We start from the raw sequence: 25,697 nt of genomic DNA, 5'->3' as shown, positions 1-25,697 counted from the left end.
ATGATACAAAAGACAATTAGAGACACTAAGTTTTTCCAAATGTTAGGACTACAGGAGAAAACTAATCCTACTGCTTTTGTTTATAAAGGTGAATTGCTGAATGCGGAACAAACAGTAGCTCCGATACTAGAGTACATAAAAAATCAGTTTCCCAATTTTACGGAGCACGGAATCTCCCACTCTATAGGTATTATTGAGGCAGTGTATAATATACTTTCAAGGGATTTAATGGAGAGTTTATCATCAGCAGAAATATACTGCTTTATGATGTCGGCCTTATTTCATGATATGGGAATGACAACAGATGAAGAACCGGATATAGATAAAAGGAGAATGGACCACCACCTATATGCGAAAAGACCTATTATAGATTATATGTACACAAGGGCTTTAGGTATGCGAGAAGCGAAGCGTCTGGCGGACTGCATAATGTATGCTGCAGAGTCTCATGGAAAGGAAATACGTAGTCTCTATGAGGAGAAGTCGTTTACAGATAAGGATGATGTTGATGGGGAATGCATCAGGTATGGATTGATTGCTATTTTGCTCAGAATAGGTGATCTATTAGATTTAGAAGAAGGAAGAACTAATGAATTTAATTTGGAGCTGAATCCTCAGTATTATGGTGATTCGATTTCACAGGAACATCACCAGAGGCATCTGGAGGTTAAGCGTTTTCATAAGAATGACAATGCAATTGAAATTTGCATTGAAACCAAAAACCGACAAAGATATAAGATATGGAGAGGTTGGCTAGATTATCTGGATCAAGAAATTATGTATGCTAATACTCATTATCTCCCAAAACTAGATCAAGAAATTGATGGTAAAGTAATTAGATACAGGTTGCCGGAAGTAAAAGATGATTTAAAAGCGGCTGCAGGATCTGACTTCCGGGTGGAGGAAGTGAAATTTCAACTTGACGAAAAAGGTACATTGTTAGATATTATAACAAGATCTATATATACTAATGAATTTGACTATATAAGGGAACTGATACAAAATGGAATAGATGCAGTGCTTTTGAAAGAATACCAAAATTTAGTTAGGAAAATAGATGCAGTGTCTCCTAGGTGCTGGAATGTGAAAACTCTTGTCGCGGTTGCATACTCTGCAAAGGATAATATGCTTATTGTGGCTGATGATGGAATAGGCATGGATGAAGCTGAAATAAGAAACTATTTATTTCGTGCAGCAGATTCTGGTTATCGCTATAAAAAGGTAACAAGAAATTTTAAGTTTCCTTCTATTGCTAAATTCGGAATTGGATTCGTGGCATGCCTGACTAAAATGGAGCAAATGGAAGTAACAACCCAGGCGAAGGGAAAGGAAAAAATTCAGATTGCGTTGGAATCTAGTTCTATGACGGCATTTATTGAACAGGTGCAAGGCAGTGCTGAAACTGGCACAATTATTACTCTGACACCAAAGCATTCTTTTCAGTTTAGGGAGCTGTGGGAGTATTTAAAGAAAATGTTTTGCTGTCCTAGTGTTGATATTATCGTAATCGACTTGGATCAGTTGAAAGAATTGGAGAATAAGCTGGGAGTTACAAAAGAAGAGGTAGAAAAAACTAAATGGTCGGCTAATTGGTTGACTCGCCGTATTGACGGTATGGAGAATGAAAGAAATCGAATGCTTAATCCATATTTGAAAGAACAAAAGCATATCAATTCGATCTTTAATTATGTTCAAGAATTAAATTTTGGAGAGAAAGAAAAAAACGCTGTTGAAGTATGTCGTGTCAAGATGGAGGCACTTTATGAGTTAATGGACGGAAGTGAAGCAATGGACTATATAGAAAATCAGAGAAGGATATTTGAGAATCTGCAAATGGCTTTAAAGAAAAAGGAAATTCATCAAGCTAGGCTTCTCAGCGTGAAATTGAGGGATCAGTGCGCGGAAAGGATGAAAGTGTATAGTGGTCCTTGGAATCGGATTCAAAATAAGCAGATGAAAAATATTGCATCATTCAAAACCGCATATTTGAACTTATCCTCCAATTTTAATGTAATAAAAGTACAGACAGACGAAGATCACTTTGACCTAGGCCGACAAGGGATCGTGTTCGTTAGTTGTGAAATTGAAGATTATGACATGGGAATAGAATGGCAGTCAGTGCATGGATTTCTGTGTTATGAAGGGGAAATAGTAAAATACCTATCAGTTCTTTGTTTAAAAAACGATGAAGAATCACCAGAGGAGTGGGTGATTGGTTTAGATGATCCTGAGGAGGTTATGACTGAGTATAATTATATGGAAATAAACATAGAAAATGATTTATCATATATAGATGAGCAAAAAGAATGGAACGATTATTTATTTGACGTGATAGGATTTTTTGATAATGAGTTTAAAAAATACAGCATGATCCCTGAACATGCTTTAGGAGGAATGACTGAATATGAAGGAATCAACCTAATAGACAGTGAAAACTGGGTGTATTGTCCAGACCAGGTAGGACTTATTGATTTTGGGAATTCGTTAGCTTGCCAAGACGGAATTCGTGTAGATGTTCGTCCGGAGGCTATCGTGCCATTTGGTTGCTGTAAAGCTAATGTGAATTTGACCGCTTGTGCAAGACTTGAGTTGAACGTATCCCGACATGAAATCAGCCAAAACATAGACCAAGTGGAAGATTGGATGAATAAATGTGGTTATCTAATTCAGGAGAAGGTCTTGGATCAGTTGACTGGGCAGCTAAAAAAGATGGATATTAAATTTGACGAGAAGATTCTTAATGATGATAGAAGTGCGGAATCGGTTTTTGAGAAAATTTGTATGGAGAGCGCCTTTTCTTTGCTTAAAAAAAGTAATTAAATAGAAGTGATTTACTCTCTATTTTAATATAACTGGTTTAAGTATAGATATAAAATATAAAATGCAATAATAAAATCAATTAATAAATAATAATTTATATTCGGGAATATACTATTCTCTAATATGTTGTGATTAATAAGAAATAAAAATAGAATATAATAGAGAGCTTTAATCAGTTTTAGAGAGTATCTAAAAACTGATTATGGCTCTTTTTATTTGAAAATTCCAGGTTTATTTCCTGTGAATATATAGGGGAGGGACTCCTTCCTGGGTATGCTCCGAATTTATTTGCCGGCTCTGCGGAATGTGAGGCTGGAAGTAAAAAATTAAGGAGGTACAAATTTATGGACAGCACAGAAATTTTTACAAAAGAGAATGGTCTATCACATAGTTCGATAGTAGAAAATAAGGAAACTGTCTAAAGGACCGTTGCATAGTAGATTACTCATTTACCATGCAACGGTTTTTTGTATTTATTACGAATACATTACGGTTATTGTTTAATCCTTAATTTTTTATTGAATTATTAGTAAATTCCAGATTTTATATTGATTTGGTAAAAAATGTCTGATATATTAAGCACGCAACCACTAGTATCAGTTTTATAAGGGGGGAATTAATATGAAAAAGCTACATATTAGTATCTAGTATTACATGGTTTTAATGTTTCTATTACTTAAAAATTGAATCAGGGGGAGAAGTGAAATGAAAAAAAATTTAACAAAAGCAACTATTATTTTATTAGCATTTTCTATGATACTAACAAATTTTTCAATAATTGTAAGAGCAGATGAACCAAAGGCACAAGAAACACAGAAGGTGGATGCATCTACTGTTAAAAAAGAAGTAAAAGGTGCAGATGAGACAATAAAAATACCTACATTAGAAGATATAGACAATTTAATAGATTCGGCAGAAGAAGTTAAAAGTGAAGAAGATATAAATAAAATGCCTCCATTAAAGTTTTCGGTAGAATTTCCAGAAGTAAACACTAGGAGTATGATAGGGGGAAATAATTATCCAATTGTTTTAGTTCATGGCTTTATGGGCTTTGGAAGGGATGAATTATTAGGATATAAATATTGGGGTGGAGTAGTTGATCTTCAAGAAAAGTTAAATGCATCAGGACATGAGACTTATACAGCAACAGTAGGCCCATTATCTAGTAACTGGGATAGAGCTTGTGAACTTTACGCTTATATAATAGGTGGAACAGCAGATTATGGAGAAGCTCATGCAAAAAAATTTAAACATAATAGATATGGAAGGACATATCCAGGTATATATAAAAATATAAGCAATGAAAATAAAATACATTTAATAGGTCATAGTATGGGTGGACAAACCATACGTACACTTACACAGCTGTTAAGTGAAGGAAGCGAAGAGGAAATAAATTGTGGACAAGAAAATGTTTCACCATTATTTGAAGGTGGAAAACATTGGATCAATAGTGTTAGTACTATATCTACACCTAATGATGGTACAACTTTATCAGATCTAATGCCGGCAAAAGACCTAATAAGTTATACATTTGGTGTATTAGGAACAATAACTGGTAAAAACAAATTATTTAGTTCAATATATGATTTAAAATTAGATCAATGGGGATTAAAAAAGCAAAATGGAGAATCTCAGCGTGATTATATTGAAAGGGTTTTAGAAAGCAATATTTGGAATAGTACAAAAGATATAGCAACTTATGATTTATCCACAGAAGGTGCACAAGAACTCAATACATGGGTAAAAGCTCAACCAGATGTATATTATTTTTCTTGGACAACGCAAGCAACTACAGAATCTATACTTACAGGACATTCAGTAGCACAAATTGGCCCAATGAATCCTATATTTTATCCAACAGCAAACTTAATGGGAAAATATTCACGTAATCAAAAAGATCTTCCAATCATTGATAAGAAATGGTTTCCAAATGATGGGGTTGTAAATTGTATTAGTCAAGATGGGCCTAAGTTAGGTTCTAATGATGTTATTGAACAATACAATGGTGGAGTTAAAATAGGACAATGGAATGCAATGCCTAGAATCATAAATACAGATCATATGGACATAGTAGGCACATTTGGTAACGTTAAAGACTGGTATATGGATTATGCAAGCTTTTTAAGTAATTTGTCAAGATAAATAAATGGAATAATAACTTTCCATTCTGCCACTTTACACAACTAAAATAACATGCAGCGAGCAGATTTTAAAGAATTTTATCAATTTTCGTTACATTTTTATTTCTTAAATATTACGGCGGGTCCGAATACCCGCCTATAAATAGATGTAAGTTATTTAATTCTTCGTACATCTTAGAAGCCATTATTACAAATCCAAATTCGAATAATTTCATCATCTTTTATAGAAAATCCAATGGAATATCTCTCTTTATCGTAAAAGTCATCATCTATTGGATTCCCTTTTTCATCAAGTTCTGCTTGGATAAGCTTCCCGTCCTTTTCTATAAAGTCACCAGATACAATTGGTGTGGAGGCCCCCTCAATAATAAATTATGCAGTGTTGCATACGTACAGGCCACTCACCATAGGACTTTACCCGTTATATTGAGATAACCTTTTGGCTGTCTCTTTTCTTTTACGAAAACTATTCATAGAGGTGTTCATTCGCCACTTTTTTTGACATCCCAAACGACACTTATCCACAATATTGTGGAAATAATTGTGGATTGATTGTTAATGTCTGAAAATACGACATTAATCAGCAAATTATTACAGGCTTACACTCTTTAGTTATACACAAATCTGAGGACGAAGCGTTGGGAAATAGTGAATGCTGACAGATTATCGTCGGCCACTAGAATTATTTTAATCAGGTTAGGCACTGCGGTATCAGAGGTAAGCAGAGTAGAAGGTGGATAGTATTGCTTTTACACATCTTGTCTATCTGTCCCATATACTATAGTGTAGTGCGATAGGATATGAGTTAAATATATGAGCAGTTATAAATGCAAATGCAGATGTTTTAATAATTGCGACAGTGAGCGCGAGTGCGATTGCGACCGTGAACAGCGAGTGTGATTGTGACCGCGATCGTGAGTGTGAACGGTGTAAACAAGCAATAAAAGAAGCCTATTGGAGAGGTTTTAGAGACGGTTGTAGAAAAAGCAGTCGCCGGGAAGAGGAAATCGACGAATGTGAAGAGTAGTAAATGATAAATGGCATACTTTCGTTAGTTCAAGCCCGCCAAAGGTAAATTAATCAGTACTTACCTATTATAAAATAGATTAGAATAGATACATACAAATACACAATGTACTTGCAATATAGAAAGACGGTTGCTAACCGGATAAATTCGAAATTTTCTATATAAATATCGGCGGTGAATGCTATCTTCCGCAGCATTCACATCTTTTATAATGCCCCCATATAATAAAATATAAATAAATAAATGAGGTGTAAATATGGGTTGTTCATGGGGCGGCTGTAATAACAGACGTAATTGTAACTGCGGAAACAACTGGAATAATTGTTGTTGTGAAAATAGATGTAATTGCGAAGAAGAGAAAGATATGTGTGAAAAGGAAAGAAGAGAAGCTTACTGTGCAGGTTTTCGTGATGGATGCAACAGCGCTTCCCGCTGGCGCAACGATGATGATTGCTGATGCAATTAATGCAGGATAAGAGAAGTCCTGTAGAAGGCTGAGAGTTTCTGCTTTGGAATGTGCGCCGCAACAGGCGTTTGTATACCATCTTAAGGGATCAATATGTGCTCTTAATAATGTGACTGACTATAGGAAACAAGATAAAATAATAAAAGGTTTTAACGATCATTTAGCCCCGGGACGTTTGTCTTCGGGGCTATTGTGATTCCGGTGATTTCTTCAGAATTGACGATCTTACCTAAAAAAAATTCAGATAATCAATAGTTTGTTGACAAATATATAAAAAATGATTATAATTTAAGGTGATATATCGGATTTTTTGTAGAAAATAAATAAATTAAATATCAGCCTTATATCTACCCTGGATAAAGGCCGGTGAGTTCGGTCTTTGTTATGTCAGGACTAGAAAGATGGCATGATGCTGCTGCCCTTTAATTTCGGGCCATTTTTTTGCGAAAAATCGAAATACCATGAAAAGGAGAAGGAATATGAAAAGCAACTCAGAAATCAGCATGAACAATATTTACAAGCTGGATGGGCGTGTGCCCTTGGAAAAGGCCATACCATTCGGCCTACAGCATGTACTGGCTATGTTTGTAGCCAATTTAACCCCGATAGTCATTGTGACGGCAGCGGCAGGGCTGAGTGAGGGGGAGACGGCTATGTTAATCCAGAATGCCATGTTTGTTGCTGGGATAGCAACCTTAATTCAGTTGTATCCGGTATGGAAGATTGGGGCGAAGCTTCCTATCGTCATGGGGGTTAGCTTTACGTTTGTTACCATCTTAAGCTCGGTTGGCGTTAAGTATGGATATCCGGGCATATTGGGTGCCATTCTTGTTGGAGGTGCGGTTGAAGGAACTTTGGGGCTTTTCGCAAAATATTGGAGAAAACTGATTTCTCCCATTGTTTCAGCATGTGTGGTAACTTCCATTGGTTTTTCTCTTTTAACCGTTGGAGCCAGATCCTTTGGGGGTGGTTATAGTGATTCCTTTGGGTCATCAACCAACCTTCTGATAGGATTTGTGACGCTTCTCAGCAGCATTCTGTTTAACATCTTTGCCAAATCCTTCTGGAAGCAGCTTTCCATATTATTTGGTCTGGTGATGGGATACATACTTTCTGCTATACTTGGAATTGTGAATTTGTCCGGGTTATTTGCCGGTGGGTTCGTATCTTTGCCCAGGATTTTACCCTTTATTCCAGAATTCCATATAGGAGCTATTTTATCAGTTGTGGTGATATTCCTGGTTTCTGCAACCGAAACAATCGGCGATACCACGGCCATGGTGGTTTCGGGTCTTGACCGTGAGATAACGGAGAAGGAGATATCAGGTTCTCTTGCCTGTGATGGGTTTGCAAGCAGCATTTCTTCTCTGTTCGGATGCCTGCCTGTTACTTCTTTTAGTCAGAATGTGGGACTTATAGCAATGACGAAGGTTGTTAACCGTTTTACCATCATGACAGGGGCTGCCTGTATGATACTGGCAGGTTTATTTCCACCGATTGGTTCTTTTTTTGCATCTCTTCCTGAGGCCGTGCTGGGAGGTTGTACTATCATGATGTTTGGATCAATCATCATAAGCGGAGTGCAGATGCTGGCCCGGGCCGGGTTTAGCCAGAGAAATTCCATTATCAGTTCCTTGTCGCTTAGCGTGGGAATCGGATTTACCCTGATTCCTGAAATTTTTCATATATTCCCGGAAATTATTCAGGATGTATTTGCGGAAAACTGTGTGGCTGTTGTGTTTGTACTGGCTTTGGGGCTGAACCTCATACTTCCGGAAAAAATGGAAATTGAAAAACCGGCAGAGGTGATGGAGTAGGGCTTATATTCCAATAGATAACGAAAAAGCGCTGACAAAGATGCCTGCGCTTTTTCGTTATCCATAATTACATGTGCCTTATATTTCCTGGCAATAAAAAACTCCCCGAGTAGGACTTGAACCTACGACCCAACGGTTAACAGCCGTTTGCTCTACCGACTGAGCTATCGAGGAATACATGATTTATTATACCCAAAAAGAGAAATATGTCAATAGGAAAAAAAAAATATTAAAAAAATGCGGGAGATGGGACTTGAACCCACACGAGCATACACCCACAAGATCCTTAGTCTTGCCTGTCTGCCAATTCCAGCACTCCCGCACAACGAGCTTTATCTTAGCACTTAAAAGTGAAATTGTCAATATTTTTTGAAAAATATATACAAAAAAAATATTTGAAAAATTTGGAGAAATGTTGTTGACATATAAGAGCTTGTATACTATAATAACTATTGTTGTTACGACAGATAACAACGAAATGCAGAAGTGGCGGAATTGGCAGACGCGCACGGTTCAGGTCCGTGTGGTAGCAATACCTTGAGGGTTCAAGTCCCTTCTTCTGCATGAAACTATGCAGATTGTCATAGCTGCGTGGTTTTCAAAATATATATGACATGCGGGAGTGCTGGAATTGGCAGACAGGCAAGACTAAGGATCTTGTGGTTGTATGATCGTGTGGGTTCAAGTCCCATCTCCCGCATTATAATTTAAACCTAATTAGAATGTCCTGTGGAGAATACCGCAGGACATTAAGCTTTTTGGGGTTTTACCTATTTTGAGCCGAGGATTTAGTGATAATCCTCGGCTTTTTACGTTAATAAAGAGACGGGGTGATTCGCAAGGAACTATCCTGAGACTGTCATAATTTAAGAAGATGAAGTCGGTAAGAGACTAGTAGTTATAGGAGAAGCAAATAGAAACTTCGTTTTCTTACTGGTTACAAGTTCAAGTGATTTTTTAGGCACTTGATGTGCTATGTGAGTAAGAATATACATCTGAAGATGAAGACAAATCGTATGATATAACAAGGGGTAACTTAGCTGATAATGCAGGTTACCCCTTGTTTAATATTTCTTAAGATAAGGAAACTCCTATATCACTGACCCGGCAAAGAAATGTTTCAACATCCGTTTTACCGCCTCATCCCAAAGTTTCCAATCGTGTACCCCACTCCATCCTTCAAAGGTAACCTTGTAAGGCAGACTTTGAAGATGTTGGTGAAGCCGTACCGATTCAGGATAAAGATGATCCTCTTTGCCGCAGGCAATAAAAATATCAGGGCGGGAGGGGGCGTCGGCATCCCGGGAGGCCAGGAAAAAAATATCATCTTCCGGAGCAAGGTCACAATGTTCACCGAATATTCCCTGAAACTCCTGTTTATTTGGGTGGTTTTCCGGTGTTTCCGTTACATGCTTAAGAATATCCGTGACAGCGGAGATGGCTCCGCAGCCAGCATACCGGTCAGGATGAAGAAGGGCGGTTTTCAGAGCGCCATAGCCGCCCATGGACATTCCGGCAATATAACGGTCTTTTGAGTTTGTACTGATATGAAACATGGATTCGAATAAATACGGCAATTCTTCCGATATGTATGTCTGGTAGTCCAGTCCGTATTTCATGTTGATGTAAAAGCTTCGATTTACCTCCGGCATGATAATGGCGGTATTGTAGGCTTCTGCATATTGTTCCAGGCTGGTATATCGGGTCCAGACGGAATAGTTGTGTGAACGCCCGTGAAGCAGATACAGAGTCTTGACCGGCCGGTCCGTCTGACAGAAATCCTGCGGAAGGATCGCGCAGACAGAAGTGACCATGCGGATGGATTCGGCTTTCAGCTCACAATGGAGAAAGGCCATATTATTTACCTGCCTGGTACTGTTGGGTATACTCCTTGATTATCTGCTCTCCGCCTGCAGCTTTCCAGTCCTCAATGGCAGCTTTCCAGCCGTCTAAATCCAGCTCTCCGATCACATATTTGATTTTGGCATCATTGATCTGGTTTTCTAAATCGCCGCCGGTTTCCACATTGGTATCGGAGATGAACGGCAATACAACGTTGTGTACCGAATACTGGGCATTTTCATTCATGAGGCGGATAATTTTCTGGTTTAATTCCGGCTGGTTATTAGCCGTTAGGTTCTGAGTGGTATAGAAAGGAGTAATCTGGCGGATATCGTTGTATTTGCGGGCATAGATCTCGGACTGTTCCTTTGTCTGTTCCACACCGCCGTCTTTCACGGTATAAGATTCGCCTCCAATACCCCAGTTCATGCCGTCCGCCATTTCCGGGTCGCCCAATTTATCCAGAAACGCCAACAGTTTTAACAGTTCTTCTTCTGTTTTGACTGCTGTTTTTGAAAACGCCAGGCCGCCGGTATATCCCTGATAGCCGGTAATATGATAGGGGGTGTCAGGCTCTGCTTTTAACAGTTGGAAGATATCGGTCGTGGCATTGGGGAAAACGGCAGCCAGATCGGTAACGCGGGTTGCGGCGTCTTCTAAGTTTCCCAGAAACAGCATGCCGGCTGCGCCGGATGTGAAGTTTTGCATTTCATCTTTGCAGATGGGGAAGTCCTGATTAAATAAACCTTCGGAATAAGCCTGTCTGAACCATGTAAGGGATTTCGTGTAGGTATCAGAATAGAATTCAGGCATAACATTTCCATTTTCATCAATCCCCCAGGTGTTCGGTCCGCCCATATAGATGCTTAACAAGGTGGAAAAGCGGGGAAGGGCATTGTATTTTAAGGAGAAGCCATAGGTGTCGTTTTTGCCGTTCTGATCCGGATCATTGTAGGTGAATGCATAGAGAACGTCGTGAAGTTCCTCTATTGTGGCAGGCATCTCCATACCTACAGCCTCCAGCCAATCCTGGCGGATGATTCCGCCTTCTCTGGAAATTTCCCGCACTTTCGGTATCAGGACTTGCTGTCCATCAATTTGGACATTTTTAAGAACCGTTTTATCAATCCGGCTTAAGTTAGGAAACTGGTCTAAGTATGGCCCTATGTCCCAGAACATTCCGGAGCGGACCGCGTTGACAAAACCGGCGTTTTTTACCTCGCGGATGGTGGTGATCTGCGGCAGGTCCTTGGAGGCGATCAGAGTATTGAGCTTCTCACTATAGGCGGACTGCGGAACCCAGGTGACCTTCACTTCAGAACCGGTATATTCGGAAATCTTCTGTATCAGCGGATTGTCATCGGTGGGAGCCTCCGCACCGGTATAGTTTGCCATAAGCGTAATCTGCGGCAATGGATCGGCAGCGTCCTGGAATGGAGAAGTACTTCCTTCTGTTCTCGTCTGGCTGTCAGAAGAACCAGAGGAAGAACTGGCGGTATTCTTACCGCACGCGGCTGCAGATAATACCATGCCTGATGTAAAACATACAAAAAGGATCTGTCTTCCTAACTTTACATTTTTTAATAAACCCATATAAACCTCCAAATTCAATCATGATAGATCATTTTGTTCTCGTGTACACACTTAAATTGTAGGTTTGGATGCGAGATAAAGCAATAATCATCTTTACCCTGAAATTCTCATATGGAAATGCAATGGAATCAACAAAATACTCATTTTCAAAAATACAACCATGCTCATTTACTTTCAAGGTAAGAAAATGAGCATGAGGGATAAAATTCATACAAAGTTTCTTGGCTTGATTGTACAAAAGAGCGAAAAACAAGATTATTGAGTTATCCATATTATGTAAATATAATGTCAGTAGGAGATATCCCCGAGCTTCAGTGAGTATGCTGACGAGCTGCTTACAGCAAGGACATAGAAGAGTTCTTGAAGCAAACGATCAAAAACAGGATGCGAATCCGGAAAGGAGAAGATATGAAAATAAAGAGCGATTGGAAAAAAATCATGTCCTATAAGTGGCTGTATGCCATGCTGATCCCGGGCATCGTTTATTATGCTCTGTTTAAATTCGGTCCCATGTTTGGCTTAATTGCTGCATTCAAAAACTACCAGCCGTTTCTCGGCTTTTTTGACAGCGAGTGGGTCGGGCTTAAATATTTCATCCGTTTTTTTACGGATAAATCTTTTATGAAGCTTTTAGGTAATACCCTGACCTTATCATTGCTTAATCTGGCATTTTTCTTTCCTATGCCGATCTTAGTTGCATTGCTTCTGAATGAAGTAAAATGCGGCTGGTTCAAGCGGACCGTACAAAGTGTGGTGTATCTGCCCCACTTTTTATCATGGGTGGTAATCGTAGGGATTTCCTATACCCTGTTTACTTCTGACGGTGGAATTATAACGGAAGGATTGAAGCAGTTGGGCTTCGGACAGATGAACTTCTTAACCAGCCCCAGATGGCTAAAGCCCATGGTAGTGATACAGAATATATGGAAAGAAACCGGTTGGGGTACAATCATTTTCCTGGCTGCACTGGCAGGAGTAAATATGGAAATGTACGAAGCTGCAAAGCTGGATGGAGCCAGCAGGCTGCAACAAGCCTGGTACATCACATTGCCTGCTATAAAGACCACCATTATCACCATGTTGATTTTAAGATTGGGACATGTCATGGAATCCGGCTTTGACCAGCTATATAATATGCAGAATGCGATGAACCGGGATGTGGCGGATGTATTTGATACCTATGTGTACCGCATGGGTCTGGTGAATGGACAGTTAAGCTATTCCACGGCGGTTGGATTGTTCAAATCTCTGGTTGGGCTGGTTTTGGTTCTGACTGCGGATAAGATCTCTAAAAAAGTAGGAGAGGAAGGTATCTTATGAGGAGGGCGAGACGATCCTATGGCGACAGGGTCTTTGATTTCATTGTTTACATACTGCTGGCGATCATAACGCTTGTTACATTATTTCCGATTCTCTACATTGTGGCGGGGTCTTTTGCTTCCGTAAAGGAACTGGCTTTGAACCGCTTTCTCCTGATCCCTAAGGAGCCTTCACTGGATGCTTATAAATATATTTTTTCTACCAGAACCCTCATGAGAAGCATGAGCGTAACGGTAATGGTGACCCTTGTGGGCACCATCGTTAACCTGGTTATGACCTGCCTTACGGCATATCCGTTATCCAGAAAGGAACTTCCCGGCAGAAAGTATCTGATGTATGCGGTGACCTTTACCCTGGTATTCAGCGGCGGTATGATCCCCACCTATCTGGTAGTGGATGCGCTGGGCCTGATTGATTCCTATGCGTCCCTTATTCTGCCGGGAGCGATCAGCAGTTTTAATCTGATTCTGGTGAAAAATTTCTTTCAGGAGATTCCCCAGGACCTAATCGACTCCGCCAAGATAGACGGGTGCAATGAAGCGGGGGTATTGGCTAAAATCGTTCTGCCCCTATCAAAGCCGGCCCTTGCGACCTTTACCATGTTTTACGCAGTGGGTCACTGGAATACCTTTCTGACCGCCCTGCTTTACTTGAACGACTCCAGGAAATGGACGATCCAGGTGTTGTTAAGACAGATCGTGATCCTGGCCCAGGGTGGTATCGGAGATGAAGCTTCTCTGGGGATGGAATTTGTCATTCCGTCTCAGAGCGTAAAAATGGCTGTTATTGTAGTAGCAACCCTGCCGATTGTATTGTTCTATCCTTTTATGCAGAAATATTTCGAAAAAGGTGTTATGGTAGGCTCGATAAAAGGATGAACTTCCTTATAATAGTACTGGGAGGTGAAATATATGAAAAAGAAAAAGAATCTATATTTTAGAAAGATATTCACAGTACTATTATTCATCGGGATTTTACCGGTTGTTATTTTAATCATTGCAGTCAGCAGCATGACGTCAGCCCAGATGGAAAGCTTGTATGAGGTTCAGGCATCTTCGCTTCATAATAAAAGAAAACAGATTGAGGTCAGCTTGGAATATGTGGACAATTCCATGATACGGGGCGGTCTTAGCAGAGCCATTGTGGGAAGTGTAAGGAGACCGCGGGAGGCACGATATTTCCAGGATTTTAACGCCGCGAATGATCAGTTGAAACTTTTAGGGGCGCTGTCCTTTCCGGTGGCAGATACCATACTGGTCAGCAGTCAACAGAGGTGGGTCATGAGCCAGCAAAGCTTTCAGCCTATTTCAGAATCCGTTTATGGCACGTTGGTGGAACAGTTGGAGAAAATTCCAAAGTCTTCTTTTTGGCATTATAATGATTTATACATCTATCTGGTTGAAAGAATTCCGGTCAATGTCAGCACGGGAAACGGCATGTTGATCACGATCATCGACAAGAAAACGATTTACAATGAGCTTAATGGAGAAAACCAGAATGAGCAAGTAGTGATCCTGGATGAAAACGAAAATTGTATCGTGGGAGCAGTTGGAACCGAGGCGGTCGTGGAATATATAAAGGCCTCCGGTGAAAAATGGGCGGCGTTGCAGGAAGGACTACCTCAACAGATTACTTTTTACAATGAAAACTATGTCTGCGCCGTATCCAGATCGGAGTTTAATGACTGGACGTATGTGTCCGTAATATTGAATTCAGACTTAAAAAAAGGAATGGAGTCTGTCTATCGCTTGGTATGGATAGTCATTGCCAGCATGATTATTATTCTCTTAACGCTCGTTTACTGCTTTTCAAAGGTACTGTATCGCCCGATTGATGTACTCAATGAGTTGGTGGATAACAGTCTTTCGGATGGGGACAAGAGGAACCTGGATTCCATCACATCTAAAGTTCATTATCTGGTAGAAAAGAATGTGGAGCTGAAGAAACGACTTTCGGACACAGAAGAATCTAACAGAGAAATTTACCTAAGAAAAATATACCGGAATGAACCAGTCGTCATTAGTACCCAAGAATTGCTTCGCCATAAGGTGATTACAGAACCGATTGAAAGCCGTCATATTCATGTCATCGCAGTGAAATTCTACATAACGGCGGAGAACAAAAAGGATGCGGAGATTTATGTCTTTGGAGTTAAAAACATCATTGCGGAACTGATGGGAACGGAGGACAGCTTTGTACCGGTAGCCATTGACCAGGTGATCTATATCACCCATTATAAAGAGTTCATGTCGGCGGAGGGGGCTTTGCTTCAGCTTCAAAGAACCTGCGAGATGGTGGTTTTAGCTATTGCGCGGTATACAGGACTGCAGGTCAATATTGGAATCAGCAGACAGGTATTTTCGGTAGATCAGCTTCCGACCGCAGTGGAAGAGTGTAAATCAGCGCTGCGAAAAGCGATTGGACGGTCAGGGGTTTGCATTTTCTCCGGCCTCAATGAAGGAAAAGGAGTTGTTCTTTCAGAAATCCGGATCAAGCAAAAACGCCTTCAGATTATTCAGTCGGTTCTGGAAGGAACAGAGGAACAGTGCAAGGATCATCTGGCTGCGTATTTTGAAAAACTGGATGGAGTGGATTACTATTTGTTTAAGCTTGAGGTCAACAAATTATTATCCGATATTCTGGACTGCTATAATGAGTATTCCCTTCAGCCGGATTATGGAAAGATGAAAGAGATCGCGGATTTTGATATTACAAAAGATATCGATTCCATAGAAAAACTGAAGCTGTATTTTTGGGAGTATTTCTTAAAGCCTCTGAACTACAAAGTAAAAGAGCCGGCAGAGAGCCAGCGGGTGATTACGCAGATTATGGAGTATTTAAATCAGAACCTTGAGGAGGATATTTCTCTGGAACAATGCGCGAGACATTTTAATTATAATCCGAATTACTTAAGCCGGATGTTTAAAAAGCAGTTTGGCAAGACCTATACCGAGTATGTCATCGATAAGAAGCTGAAACGCTGCAAGGAATTGCTGTCTGAGACGGATTTGAGCATTCATGAAATTTCCGTGCGGCTAGGATACAACAGTCCCCAGAATTTTATTCGTGTATTTAAAAAATATACTTTGATAACACCTGGACAATACCGGAATCAGTTGAAAGGGAAGAAAGAGGAAATCGAATAGCATTTGCTTGGAAAGGAAGGTTTAAGATATGGAAAATGTAAGATATGCACAGGTAGGAACCGGCGGACGCGCCAGGATGTATTATGAGGCACTGAGTTCGACGTATGCGGATTGCTGTGAACTGGTGGCTTTTTGTGATTTAAGCCAGACCAGAATGGATTATGCCAACCGCATGATCGGTGAGAAGTTTGGAAAGGAGCCGGTCCCGACGTATCATTATACGAAATTTGAAGAGATGATGAAGGCAGAAAAGCCGGACGTCGTGATTGTAACCAGTGTGGACAGAACCCATGATGAATACATTATAAAAGCGATGGAAATGGGGTGTGATGTGGTGACGGAGAAACCGCTTACCATTGATGAAAGGAAAGCCCAATCCATCCTTGATGCACAGAAACGCACCGGCCGCAACATCCGGGTAGCATTCAATTACCGGTATGCGCCTCACCATACGAAGATCCGTGAACTGATCATGGAGGATACCATAGGAGAGGTGTTTTCGGTTCATTTTGAATGGCTTTTGAATACCCGGCATGGCGCGGACTATTACCGGAGGTGGCATAGAAATAAAGCCAACAGCGGCGGTCTTTTGGTGCATAAAGCAACCCACCATTTTGATCTGGTAAATTTCTGGCTGGGAACGGAACCGGATACGGTATTTGCATTTGGAGATCTGAATTTCTATGGACGCCATAATGCGGAAAAACGTGGAGTAACGGATTTTTATTACCGTTGCCATGGCAGTGAGGCGGCAAAGAAGGATCCCTTTGCCATTGATATGGAAAGCAATCCTGTTTTAAGGGGACTGTATCTGGAGGCGGAAGCGGACAGCGGTTATATTCGGGACCGGAGCGTTTTTGGAGATGATATCAGCATTGAAGATACTATGGCGGTAACGGTTCGGTATAAAAATAAAGCCATGATGACCTATTCCCTGAACAGCTATATGCCCTGGGAAGGCTTTCATGTAGCGATCAACGGCTCCAAGGGCAGGATCGAATATACGGCATTGGAGAAGCCTTACATTAATGCCGGCGGAGACAAAAAGGAGGAAGGGGCTGCGAAATCTTATCTGATTCGGGTTTGCCCCATGTTTGGAGAACCTTACGAGGTACCGGTGGAAAGAAAGGAAGGCGGACACGGCGGCGGAGATCCGGTGATGTTGGATGACTTATTCCTTCCCGGTAAAAATGAGGACAGATTCCATCGGGCGGCAGATCATATAGCTGGGGTCCAATCCATATTAACAGGTATCGCCGCCAACCGGTCCATTGCTTCGGGACTTCCAGTGAAAATCGATTCGCTGGTGAATTTTTAGGAGGATAGGATGTTTAAAAAACATAGTGATTTTGCAGATTACCGCCCAGTAACTTCAGAAAAACTGGATCATGTTCTGGGAGCTTTGGTACTGGATTTAAAAGGACTTGATAACCCTATTATCATTGATAAGATTGAATTTTTATTTAACTGCGGATTGTTTTTCGTCAGAACTACGTCAAAGGATGGGTTGGTTGGAATCTCCGTTAGCAATGACCGGATCCAGTTCAGCTATCCTATATTGGAAAAGCTGATTGCACCCTATTTTATTCATAAGGATGCCAGGGACTTAGAAGCGCTGATCGATGGGGTTTATGTGTATAAAAGCAATTATAAGCTGGCTGGAATTCCGTATTACTCCTGTCTGTCGGCGTTGGAACTGAGTATATTAGATCTGCTGGCAAAGGCGAAGCGGGTATCTCTGGGCGGATTATTTGGAGAGCGGATTCACGATTATGCCAATGTTTATGTAGCCAGCGGAAACCGACATACGACGCCTGAAGAGGAGCTGGAGATTCTGCGGGCGGAAGTGGAACGGATCGGAGCCAGGGCAATCAAATATAAGATTGGGGGCCGCATGAGCAAAAATAAAGATTCCATCGCCGGAAGAAGTGAAGAATTGATCTACGGAACCAGAAGATTTTTCGGTGATGATATGATTATTCATGCGGATGGAAACGGTTCTTATGATGTGGAAACTGCGGTGCATTTTGGACATGTGATGGAGGAAATCAATGGCTATTTCTATGAGGAACCGTGCCCATTTGATGATTTGTGGGCGACAAAAGAGGTGTGTGAGCGGAGTTCCATTCCGTTGGCATTCGGAGAGCAGGAGACCAGTCTGCGCCGCTTTAAATGGCTGGTGGAGAGCCATGGTACTGATGTAATCCAGCCGGATATTCTCTATAACGGCGGACTGGTAAGGACTACAAAGGTAGCCAGGATGGCCCGGCTGGCTGGTATGACGGTAACGCCTCATGTTTCTACTGGTTTTTGCTTTGTATACATTCTGCATTTCTCGTCTTATACGCCGAATATCGGGAAGTACCAGGAGAATAAAAAGGGATTTGAGATTTCCAATGAGCTATTGGACGGACAGCTGACACTGGCGGATGGCCGCCTGAATATTCCGGATTCTGTGGGAATCGGAATCCGGGAGAATCATGATATACTGGCAAAAGCTTTGAAGATATTTGTACTGAAATAGATGAGGAGATATAAAAGATGAAAATGGTTATTATTGAACCTCTAGGTGTTCAAGACGAAAAACTGCTTGAAATGGCAGGACATTTAAAGGATAAGGCAGAGATTGTTTATTATAACACCAGAACTTCCGATACGGAAGAATTGATTGAACGGGGAAAGGATGCGGATATCATAGCGGTGTCCAATCTGCCCTTAAATGCCCAGGTCATTGAAGGCTGCAAGAATTTGAAACTTCTTTCAGTAGCCTTTACCGGAGTGGATCATATCGCTATGGATGTGTGCCGGAAAAATGGAGTTAAGGTATGCAACAGCGCGGGATACTCTACCTGCGCCGTAGCAGATCTGGTGTTTGGTATGCTGATAGCCCTGTACCGCAATATAATTCCCTGTGACAAGGCTTGCCGGATTGAGGGAACAAAGGACGGATTGGTCGGCTTTGAACTGGAGGGAAAAAAATTCGGCATAGTGGGAACCGGTGCAATCGGACTTCGTGTTGCATCGATTGCCCAGGCTTTCGGATGTGAGGTTTTTGCATACAGCAGAACAAAGAAGGGAGTGCCGGGATTAAAGTATGTTGATTTGGATTCTTTGCTGGCAGAATGCGATATTATCTCTTTGCATACACCGTTGAATGAGGAGACGAAAGGTCTGATAAATAAAGAAAAGATTGGATTAATGAAGAAAAATGCAGTGCTGATTAATACATCACGAGGTCCGGTAGTGGATTCAGAGGCGTTGGCAGAAGCGCTAAAGGCAAGTACAATTGCAGGAGCATGCATTGACGTATTTGAAAATGAGCCGCCGGTAGTGAAGGAGCATCCGTTGTTGGCCGCACCGAATACCATTGTAACACCGCATATCGCATTTGCAACAAAGGAAGCGTTGGTGAAACGGGCAGAGATTGTGTTTGATAATGTGGCGAAGTATTTGGCGGAAGAATTGCAGAACATGGTAAAATAAGAAATTGTATGAAGTTTGCCGGAAGGTATCGGATAAGCTTACCAGATGATTTACGATACGCCATGTTTTAGTTGGGAGTAATGGCAGACGCTGGTAGATTTAAGAGGTTAGCTTGATAGAAAAGGTCACTCAGTATTAACTGATGTGGCCTTTTTGCAATAAATAGAATCCCGCGGCATTTCTAGAAAAGATCCCTATTATGCAGTAAAAACAAAATATTCGATACATATAAATAGTAATTAAGGAGTTGGAGAATCATTGAGATTATATTGAGTGTATGATAATAAATACAATTATCAGGCATTAATTCCAACATTTTGATAAGATTGCGATGCAAGGAAGGTGGAGTAGATTGGTTGTATTGCACTGTTTTTCCGGAGGATCAAATGATAAAAGTTAAGTTTATTACTCAATCCCATGATGACATATGCGACATTGTAGAAAACATCTTGAATAGCAAAATAGATGTGGCCGATTGGATAGCGGCACATATACCTGGCATTTCATTTGACTGTATGAATTATCCCTATGGTACGGAAAATTGCTATGAGTGTTATTTTCAAAGCGAAAATGATAGTGATGCAGCTCAAAATATTTATAAAGTATTGAAGCGGTATTTTGCAGAAGTTAATGACATAAATGTTGAAATTTGGACTGTAGACAGCAAATTAGATGATATAAATAATGTGGTAAAATTTTAAACAATCACTCCTGTGGATGAATTAAAAAAACTACAGAAACCTTATATTTTATAAGGATATCACTAATTCCCCTGAAGTGAGGAGCTAAGTAATTTGTCCTGGTCGATAAGCGGATAAATTACTTGTCTGAATTTCTATCATCATCCCACCGTTTTTCCCCATTTGAGCTTGTTCAGCCGCCTTAAATCTGGCCTCTTGAATGAGCTCTTTTTTTTATGTACAAATAGAAAAGTGATTCAGTCTTAAAATCAGGAATGTGTACATAAAATGAAGTGATTATACCTTAAAATATAGTGTAGATCGTTGAGAGGGATAAAACGGTATGAAGGATGGGAAGATGAAAAGAAGCGCAGCAGAAAATACGATTATTGTTATTGCTTCAATGATGCTGGTTTACTTACTTATTTCCTTATACTTTATGAATCATTTCTTCACTAACACTGTAATAAATGGAGTAAATGTTTCCTTAAAGTCGCAGGAAGATGTAAACCGGAGTTTGCAAGATCACATAAGAAACTATAAGCTGCAATTGGTAGAAAGAAATGGAGAAATAGAAGATATATGGGGGATGGAGATTGGCCTGGAATACAATGAAAAAAACAATATTTCGGAAATTCTCCGCCGGCAGGATTCTCTCAAATGGATCTTTTCATTATTTAAAAATCATGAAGAATATACCGGGGGGTTATTTCTTTATAATGAAAAAGCTCTGGAAAGTAAAATAAATGATTTGCATTGTATTAATAACCGCAGAATTGAACCACGAAATGTGGACTTTAAGTATTCGGCCGGCTCATATGAACTGGTAGAAGAAGTATATGGGAATATTGTCCGGAGAGATCGATTATACATAGCCATACGGTCTGGAATTTTAATGGGAGAGACCAGCTTGGATTTGAATGAAAAACTTTGTTATGAAAACCCGCAATACACCTTAAGCTCTGCTAAAACGCTTGAAACCAAGAAACTCCTGGATAAGTACGTAACTACCAGCGTTACCTATATCTTCGACAGCCCAAAGGAACAATTAGATGGAAATATGATTCACAAATGGCTCAGCGTAGATAATAATCTGGATGTGAAGATAGACCGTTCTGAGGTAAAAAAGTATGTGAAAGAATTGGGAAAAAAATATGATACGGTCGGAATTGCAAGAAATTTTAAAACCTCTACAGGGAAAATTGTAGAGGTAAAAGGCGGGCTTTATGGCTGGAAAATTGATCAGAAGGCCGAAACTGAAGTACTACTGGAAAACATAAGAAATGGTCAGATACTTATACGGGAACCATTATATGCACAAAGGGCTTTGTTCAGGTCTGAAAATGAAATAGGCAATACCTATGTGGAAATTAATATAACCAGACAGCATTTATGGTTCTATAAAGAAGGGAAATTAATTATCCATGGTCCAGTGGTAACTGGAAATCCAAATACCGGAAATTCTACTGTGACCGGAACGAATATGCTTAATTATAAACAAAAAGATGCCGTTTTATCAGGACCTGGTTATATGGCGCCGGTGACATACTGGATGCCGTTTTATGGGAATATAGGGGTTCATGATGCCAGCTGGAGACATTCTTTTGGGGGTGAGATATATAAAAGGGTTGGAAGCCATGGCTGCGTAAACGCCCCATTGTATTTGGCAAAAATAATCTTTGAACAAATCAGTGAAGGAACTCCGTTTATCAGTTATGAAGAGTAGGAAGCTAGCCGCCCCGTACAGGCAGCCTATCCTTTTTATTCCATTGTTGTATGTTGACAGGCAGTAAAAGCGTTGTCTTAAATACCATTTCTTTCTGATCTACATCTATAACCATTATACCACCTAATTTTGTTGCCGTTTCATCAATGATTGATAAACCAAGGCCATGAAAATCCCGATTAGGTTTTGTTGATTCAGGGATTCCATTGCGGATGAGTACTTTACCATGAAATGAGTTTGCTGTTTTGATTTGCAGCCAGCCATTATGGGAAATAAATCTGCTTGTGATGGCAATAAATCTTTCAGAATCAGAAGTGACTTTTGCACAAGCCTCTGCTGCATTATTGATCAGGTTTGTAAACATACGGACAATATCGATATCTGAAATATTATGACCGGCGGGAAGATAAACATTAGCTGAAAACTGTGTGGATTGCTCCTCACATCGATTTGCGGTATCTTGCAGGAGGGCATCAAGCAGGTTATTATTTGAATAGGAATGTTGGACCGGAACTTGCTTGTGCCTTGTCTCGTGAATGGTATCAAGCAAGTTTATCGCTTTCTGATATTCACCGGCGGACAACAGGGATTTCACAGAGGTCATCATATGATTGTAATCGTGTTTAAAAGCCCGAAAACTCTCGGCATATTTCTGATACGCTTTATAATGCCTCAAATTTCTCTCGAGCTGCTGCTGCAGCAATTCCGTGTGTAATTCATATTCCAAAAGGGAACTGTTTCTTATTCCCCGGTTGACGAGCAATCCCTGTGCAGCAAAGCAGATGATGCAGGAGATGATGTGGGATATTTTATACCAGGGCAAATCCACCCCATAATACCGCCCCAGGTTAATAAACAGCAGATATCCCAGGAGACACACTTGGAAAATAGCCACAAACCGGATCTGCTCTTTGCTGCGGTAGAACGTTTCAACCTTCGCTTTTGGAGCGATGACATGGCGAAAAAGCATATTGTAAACGAGTATCATGCATAAGGAGAGAATCCATGCAACGGGGTAGTAAAACTGGTTATGCCTTACCCAATGTACGCTTTGGTTCAGAATCAGAGCGAAGACCGGCAACACAATTCCTCTTCCCCAGTATAAAACTGCGACAAAATAGCCGCTCTCAAAAAGAAGCTGCATCGGATTCATTTGATACAACCCTTTTAATTCCAGCAGGACGATCAATAAGAGTGCCGGAGCTCCATAATGTGAGGATATAGCCAATCCCCAAGTGGCACTGAAGCTCCAATTGATGACTGCGGAAATCAGGAAGAATATCAAGTAATTTTGCTTCATCAAAAAGTTCCTTCTATGATAAAGCAGAAAAGATACACTGTAAACGGTAAAAAGGCATTCTGCGATAAAACGTAATAAAAACGACATCGGTTACCTCCTTTCTTAAGAAAAACTCCTGTTCGGTGGAAGAAACTAGTACAACAAGCGGAATTAGCTCCAATTCATTGTAAATGTTTTGATTTTCGTAATGGAAGGGATTCCCTATTTTTCTAAGCATGCCAGTTGTCCGGAGGGAATCGATGATATACCGTCCGATTGGCAGCCTCTTTGCAGGTTTATTGATGGTCGGGTAGAATAAAAATGGAGTGAAAAAGTATATATAAAATAACATTTTTAGCGAAATTTGGCATTTATTATGCTCTTAATTCCTTATTTAGTGTTCTCAATTACTGGTGGATGCTGGAAATGGCATAACAAAGGTTCTTATTTTGTAACTGTTATATTCAGTACATGAAAACTAAAATTGAGTACATGTATTTCCAGAAAAATCAAGTTATAAATTATACTCACTGAGTAAAGTATTGATATTAAGAAATTTCGATTTTGGAGGAAATACAGTGAGATTTCAGATTACAACGGATTATGCGATTCGGATCATCCTTTATATGGCTCAGCAGGGTGTTCAAGTGACAACAGCAAAGGAGGTAGCAACGCGATTAGGCATGACCTATAACTATTTCAATAAGATTGCAGCAAAAATCAAGCGGTTAGGGTTCATAGAGTCTGTACAAGGTCCAAAGGGAGGATACCGTTTAGCAAAAGATGCTGCAGATATTACATTATACGATATTGTTGAGGCTATGGAGGGAAGTATCTGCATCAATCGATGTTTGGAAGAGGATGGATATTGTAGCAGAAATGCTACTCCATCATGTCTGGTGCATCGAATCTTTGAATCCATCCAGTCTAAAACGATTGAAATGCTAAGTGAAACTAAAATTTGCGATCTTATTTATGAAAATGCGAACGAAACTTAAGATAAAGTGTACTGATTTCGTAGATAGCAACTGTATTAATGCCCTCCTAAGCGCGAAAGGCGTAATCGAAAAATGGAGGAAAAAACATGCAAAAAAAGGCATACCGTAAAAGCAGTAAATTGATCAGCTTACTGCTGACAGCAATTTTAGTTTGCTGCATACTTCCAATAAATGTATTTGCGGAGGATGAAACGGTCTCTTTGTCCGCTCAAGCGCCAGCAAAAGAACTAAATAACATTGAGGAGTACAACTCAGAAGTTTCTCTTTTGACAGAAGATAATTTTACTTCATCGGAAAAGAATGTACAAGCTATAGCTGATGGTGAAGAAACATCTGCCGATGTAGAACTAACAGATGAAATGGCCGGATCGGAAGAAGCGCCTCCTGTCATACAGGCGGATATTGCGAAAGCTTTTGCCTCTTCACGATCGGCGGCAGTGAAAGTAGTCTTTGATCTGGAAGACGGTACATACAACAAGTTTTATGAAGCAACCGTACCAGTAGGAGGGGAAATCACTGACAAACCGGCAGATCCCACTAGGGCCGGATACTTGTTCAAAGGCTGGTACAGCTATCTGGATGAAAATTACGAGCCTATCATGTGGGACTTTGAACATGACGTTGTTGAGGAGAATATGGTTCTATGGGCCTCCTGGGAGGAAACAAGATCTGTATTTTACGATCTAAATGATGGCATGTCCACAGAATACCATGAGTCGGTGGTTCCGGTTGGCGGAAAAATAACTGATAGGCCGGCAGATCCAACAAGGCCAGGATATTTGTTTAAAGGCTGGTACAGCCATTCGGATGCAAATTACGAGCCAGTACTCTGGGATTTTGAAAACAACACCGTTGATACGACTATGTCTTTATGGGCGTCCTGGGAGGAAACAAGATCTGTATTTTACGATCTAAATGATGGCATGTCCACAGAATACCATGAGTCGGTGGTTCCGGTTGGAGGAAAAATCACCGATAGGCCGGCAGATCCTATAAGGCCAGGATATTTGTTTAAAGGCTGGCACAGCCATTTAGATGAAAATTACGAGCCAGTACTCTGGGATTTTGAAAACAACACCGTTGATACGACTATGTCTTTATGGGCGTCCTGGGAGGAAACAAGATCTGTATTTTACGATCTAAATGATGGCATGTCCACAGAATACCATGAGTCGGTGGTTCCGGTTGGAGGAAAAATCACCGATAGGCCGGCAGATCCTATAAGACCAGGATATTTGTTTAAGGGCTGGCACAGTCATTTAGATGCAAATTACGAGCCAGTACTTTGGGATTTTGAAAACAACACCGTTGATACGACTATGTCTTTATGGGCGTCCTGGGAGGAAACAAGATCTG

At 40.5% G+C, this 25,697-nt stretch carries 17 protein-coding genes and 4 tRNA genes; 16 read left to right on the top strand and 5 right to left on the bottom strand.

All coding sequences use genetic code 11. From position 1 onward, the window contains the following. From AC27IJ_RS03245 to AC27IJ_RS03230, 4 genes are all read left to right on the top strand, one after another. Entirely contained in the window at nucleotides 1-2,820 is a 2,820-nt protein-coding gene (locus tag AC27IJ_RS03245; protein WP_487147429.1) for an HD domain-containing protein, read from the top strand. A 705-nt stretch (nucleotides 2,821-3,525) separates the two neighbouring features. Next, complete coding sequence (gene estA / locus AC27IJ_RS03240) at nucleotides 3,526-4,965, top strand: esterase EstA (RefSeq protein ID WP_487147427.1); 1,440 nt, start codon at nucleotides 3,526-3,528, stop codon at nucleotides 4,963-4,965. 1,355 nt (nucleotides 4,966-6,320) lie between these two features. Continuing rightward, complete coding sequence (locus tag AC27IJ_RS03235; RefSeq protein WP_312446615.1) at nucleotides 6,321-6,467, top strand: hypothetical protein; 147 nt, start codon at nucleotides 6,321-6,323, stop codon at nucleotides 6,465-6,467. Between the two features lie 469 nt (nucleotides 6,468-6,936). Continuing rightward, complete coding sequence (locus tag AC27IJ_RS03230) at nucleotides 6,937-8,274, top strand: uracil-xanthine permease family protein (protein ID WP_313155434.1); 1,338 nt, start codon at nucleotides 6,937-6,939, stop codon at nucleotides 8,272-8,274. 101 nt (nucleotides 8,275-8,375) lie between these two features. Here the strand turns inward: AC27IJ_RS03230 and AC27IJ_RS03225 are convergent. Continuing rightward, nucleotides 8,376-8,448 (bottom strand) — tRNA-Asn (locus AC27IJ_RS03225). Between the two features lie 64 nt (nucleotides 8,449-8,512). Then, nucleotides 8,513-8,596, bottom strand: a tRNA-Leu gene (locus AC27IJ_RS03220). 158 nt (nucleotides 8,597-8,754) lie between these two features. On the opposite strand from AC27IJ_RS03220, the gene AC27IJ_RS03215 reads away from it, so the two are divergent. Continuing rightward, nucleotides 8,755-8,838 (top strand) — tRNA-Leu (locus tag AC27IJ_RS03215). 52 nt (nucleotides 8,839-8,890) lie between these two features. Then, a tRNA-Leu gene (locus AC27IJ_RS03210) sits at nucleotides 8,891-8,974 on the top strand. 391 nt (nucleotides 8,975-9,365) lie between these two features. On the opposite strand, the gene AC27IJ_RS03205 is transcribed toward AC27IJ_RS03210, so the two are convergent. Both AC27IJ_RS03205 and AC27IJ_RS03200 read right to left on the bottom strand, forming a co-directional pair. Further along, complete coding sequence (locus AC27IJ_RS03205) at nucleotides 9,366-10,130, bottom strand: alpha/beta hydrolase (protein WP_487147424.1); 765 nt, start codon at nucleotides 10,128-10,130, stop codon at nucleotides 9,366-9,368. 1 nt (nucleotide 10,131) lies between these two features. Then, a complete protein-coding gene (locus tag AC27IJ_RS03200) occupies nucleotides 10,132-11,709 on the bottom strand; it encodes an extracellular solute-binding protein (RefSeq protein ID WP_487147422.1) in 1,578 nt (525 codons plus the stop codon). A 408-nt stretch (nucleotides 11,710-12,117) separates the two neighbouring features. On the opposite strand from AC27IJ_RS03200, the gene AC27IJ_RS03195 reads away from it, so the two are divergent. From AC27IJ_RS03195 to AC27IJ_RS03160, 8 genes are all read left to right on the top strand, one after another. Next, complete coding sequence (locus AC27IJ_RS03195; protein ID WP_487147420.1) at nucleotides 12,118-13,029, top strand: ABC transporter permease; 912 nt, start codon at nucleotides 12,118-12,120, stop codon at nucleotides 13,027-13,029. Continuing rightward, on the top strand, nucleotides 13,026-13,907 hold the full coding sequence (locus AC27IJ_RS03190) for a carbohydrate ABC transporter permease (RefSeq protein WP_312446603.1): 882 nt from the start codon (nucleotides 13,026-13,028) through the stop codon (nucleotides 13,905-13,907). Before AC27IJ_RS03195 ends, AC27IJ_RS03190 begins: the two co-directional genes overlap by 4 nt. Before the next feature lie 33 nt (nucleotides 13,908-13,940). Beyond that, nucleotides 13,941-16,175 carry a helix-turn-helix domain-containing protein gene (locus tag AC27IJ_RS03185; RefSeq protein ID WP_312446600.1) on the top strand — a complete coding sequence of 745 codons (2,235 nt, stop codon included), beginning with the start codon at nucleotides 13,941-13,943 and terminating at the stop codon, nucleotides 16,173-16,175. A gap of 28 nt (nucleotides 16,176-16,203) precedes the next feature. After that, nucleotides 16,204-17,493, top strand: coding sequence for a Gfo/Idh/MocA family protein (locus tag AC27IJ_RS03180; RefSeq protein WP_312446598.1), 1,290 nt, complete (start codon nucleotides 16,204-16,206; stop codon nucleotides 17,491-17,493). A gap of 9 nt (nucleotides 17,494-17,502) precedes the next feature. Then, complete coding sequence (locus AC27IJ_RS03175; protein WP_312446597.1) at nucleotides 17,503-18,699, top strand: mandelate racemase/muconate lactonizing enzyme family protein; 1,197 nt, start codon at nucleotides 17,503-17,505, stop codon at nucleotides 18,697-18,699. A 17-nt stretch (nucleotides 18,700-18,716) separates the two neighbouring features. Continuing rightward, nucleotides 18,717-19,658 (top strand): 2-hydroxyacid dehydrogenase, encoded by a 942-nt coding sequence (locus AC27IJ_RS03170; RefSeq protein WP_487147416.1) that lies wholly within the window; start codon nucleotides 18,717-18,719, stop codon nucleotides 19,656-19,658. Between the two features lie 386 nt (nucleotides 19,659-20,044). Then, nucleotides 20,045-20,359 (top strand): hypothetical protein, encoded by a 315-nt coding sequence (locus AC27IJ_RS03165; protein WP_312446595.1) that lies wholly within the window; start codon nucleotides 20,045-20,047, stop codon nucleotides 20,357-20,359. Nucleotides 20,360-20,696: 337 nt separating this feature from the next. After that, nucleotides 20,697-22,064 carry a L,D-transpeptidase family protein gene (locus AC27IJ_RS03160; RefSeq protein ID WP_313155063.1) on the top strand — a complete coding sequence of 456 codons (1,368 nt, stop codon included), beginning with the start codon at nucleotides 20,697-20,699 and terminating at the stop codon, nucleotides 22,062-22,064. A 4-nt stretch (nucleotides 22,065-22,068) separates the two neighbouring features. Here the strand turns inward: AC27IJ_RS03160 and AC27IJ_RS03155 are convergent, their stop codons facing one another. Beyond that, entirely contained in the window at nucleotides 22,069-23,451 is a 1,383-nt protein-coding gene (locus tag AC27IJ_RS03155) for a sensor histidine kinase (RefSeq protein ID WP_487147413.1), read from the bottom strand. Nucleotides 23,452-23,921: 470 nt separating this feature from the next. Between AC27IJ_RS03155 and AC27IJ_RS03150 the strand changes: the two genes are divergently transcribed. Beyond that, a complete protein-coding gene (locus AC27IJ_RS03150) occupies nucleotides 23,922-24,341 on the top strand; it encodes an RrF2 family transcriptional regulator (protein ID WP_312446591.1) in 420 nt (139 codons plus the stop codon). A gap of 86 nt (nucleotides 24,342-24,427) precedes the next feature. After that, nucleotides 24,428-25,697, top strand: a 1,270-nt coding sequence (locus tag AC27IJ_RS03145; protein ID WP_487147411.1) for an InlB B-repeat-containing protein, incomplete at its 3' end; no start/stop codon positions are given.

The organism is Lacrimispora sp. YZC11, from assembly GCF_057543815.1.
This window is presented reverse-complemented; position numbering and strand designations above follow the sequence as displayed.

Bases quoted from the DNA above. Each gene is read 5' to 3' on its own strand.
- AC27IJ_RS03180 (WP_312446598.1), top strand. From the start codon at position 16,204: ATGGAAAATGTAAGATATGCACAGGTAGGAACCGGCGGACGCGCCAGG.
- AC27IJ_RS03195 (WP_487147420.1), top strand. From the start codon at position 12,118: ATGAAAATAAAGAGCGATTGGAAAAAAATCATGTCCTATAAGTGGCTG.
- AC27IJ_RS03170 (WP_487147416.1), top strand. From the start codon at position 18,717: ATGAAAATGGTTATTATTGAACCTCTAGGTGTTCAAGACGAAAAACTG.
- AC27IJ_RS03175 (WP_312446597.1), top strand. From the start codon at position 17,503: ATGTTTAAAAAACATAGTGATTTTGCAGATTACCGCCCAGTAACTTCA.
- AC27IJ_RS03155 (WP_487147413.1), bottom strand. From the start codon at position 23,451: ATGTCGTTTTTATTACGTTTTATCGCAGAATGCCTTTTTACCGTTTAC.
- AC27IJ_RS03230 (WP_313155434.1), top strand. From the start codon at position 6,937: ATGAAAAGCAACTCAGAAATCAGCATGAACAATATTTACAAGCTGGAT.
- AC27IJ_RS03205 (WP_487147424.1), bottom strand. From the start codon at position 10,130: ATGGCCTTTCTCCATTGTGAGCTGAAAGCCGAATCCATCCGCATGGTC.
- AC27IJ_RS03165 (WP_312446595.1), top strand. From the start codon at position 20,045: ATGATAAAAGTTAAGTTTATTACTCAATCCCATGATGACATATGCGAC.
- AC27IJ_RS03160 (WP_313155063.1), top strand. From the start codon at position 20,697: ATGAAAAGAAGCGCAGCAGAAAATACGATTATTGTTATTGCTTCAATG.
- AC27IJ_RS03245 (WP_487147429.1), top strand. From the start codon at position 1: ATGATACAAAAGACAATTAGAGACACTAAGTTTTTCCAAATGTTAGGA.
- estA (WP_487147427.1), top strand. From the start codon at position 3,526: ATGAAAAAAAATTTAACAAAAGCAACTATTATTTTATTAGCATTTTCT.
- AC27IJ_RS03190 (WP_312446603.1), top strand. From the start codon at position 13,026: ATGAGGAGGGCGAGACGATCCTATGGCGACAGGGTCTTTGATTTCATT.
- AC27IJ_RS03200 (WP_487147422.1), bottom strand. From the start codon at position 11,709: ATGGGTTTATTAAAAAATGTAAAGTTAGGAAGACAGATCCTTTTTGTA.
- AC27IJ_RS03185 (WP_312446600.1), top strand. From the start codon at position 13,941: ATGAAAAAGAAAAAGAATCTATATTTTAGAAAGATATTCACAGTACTA.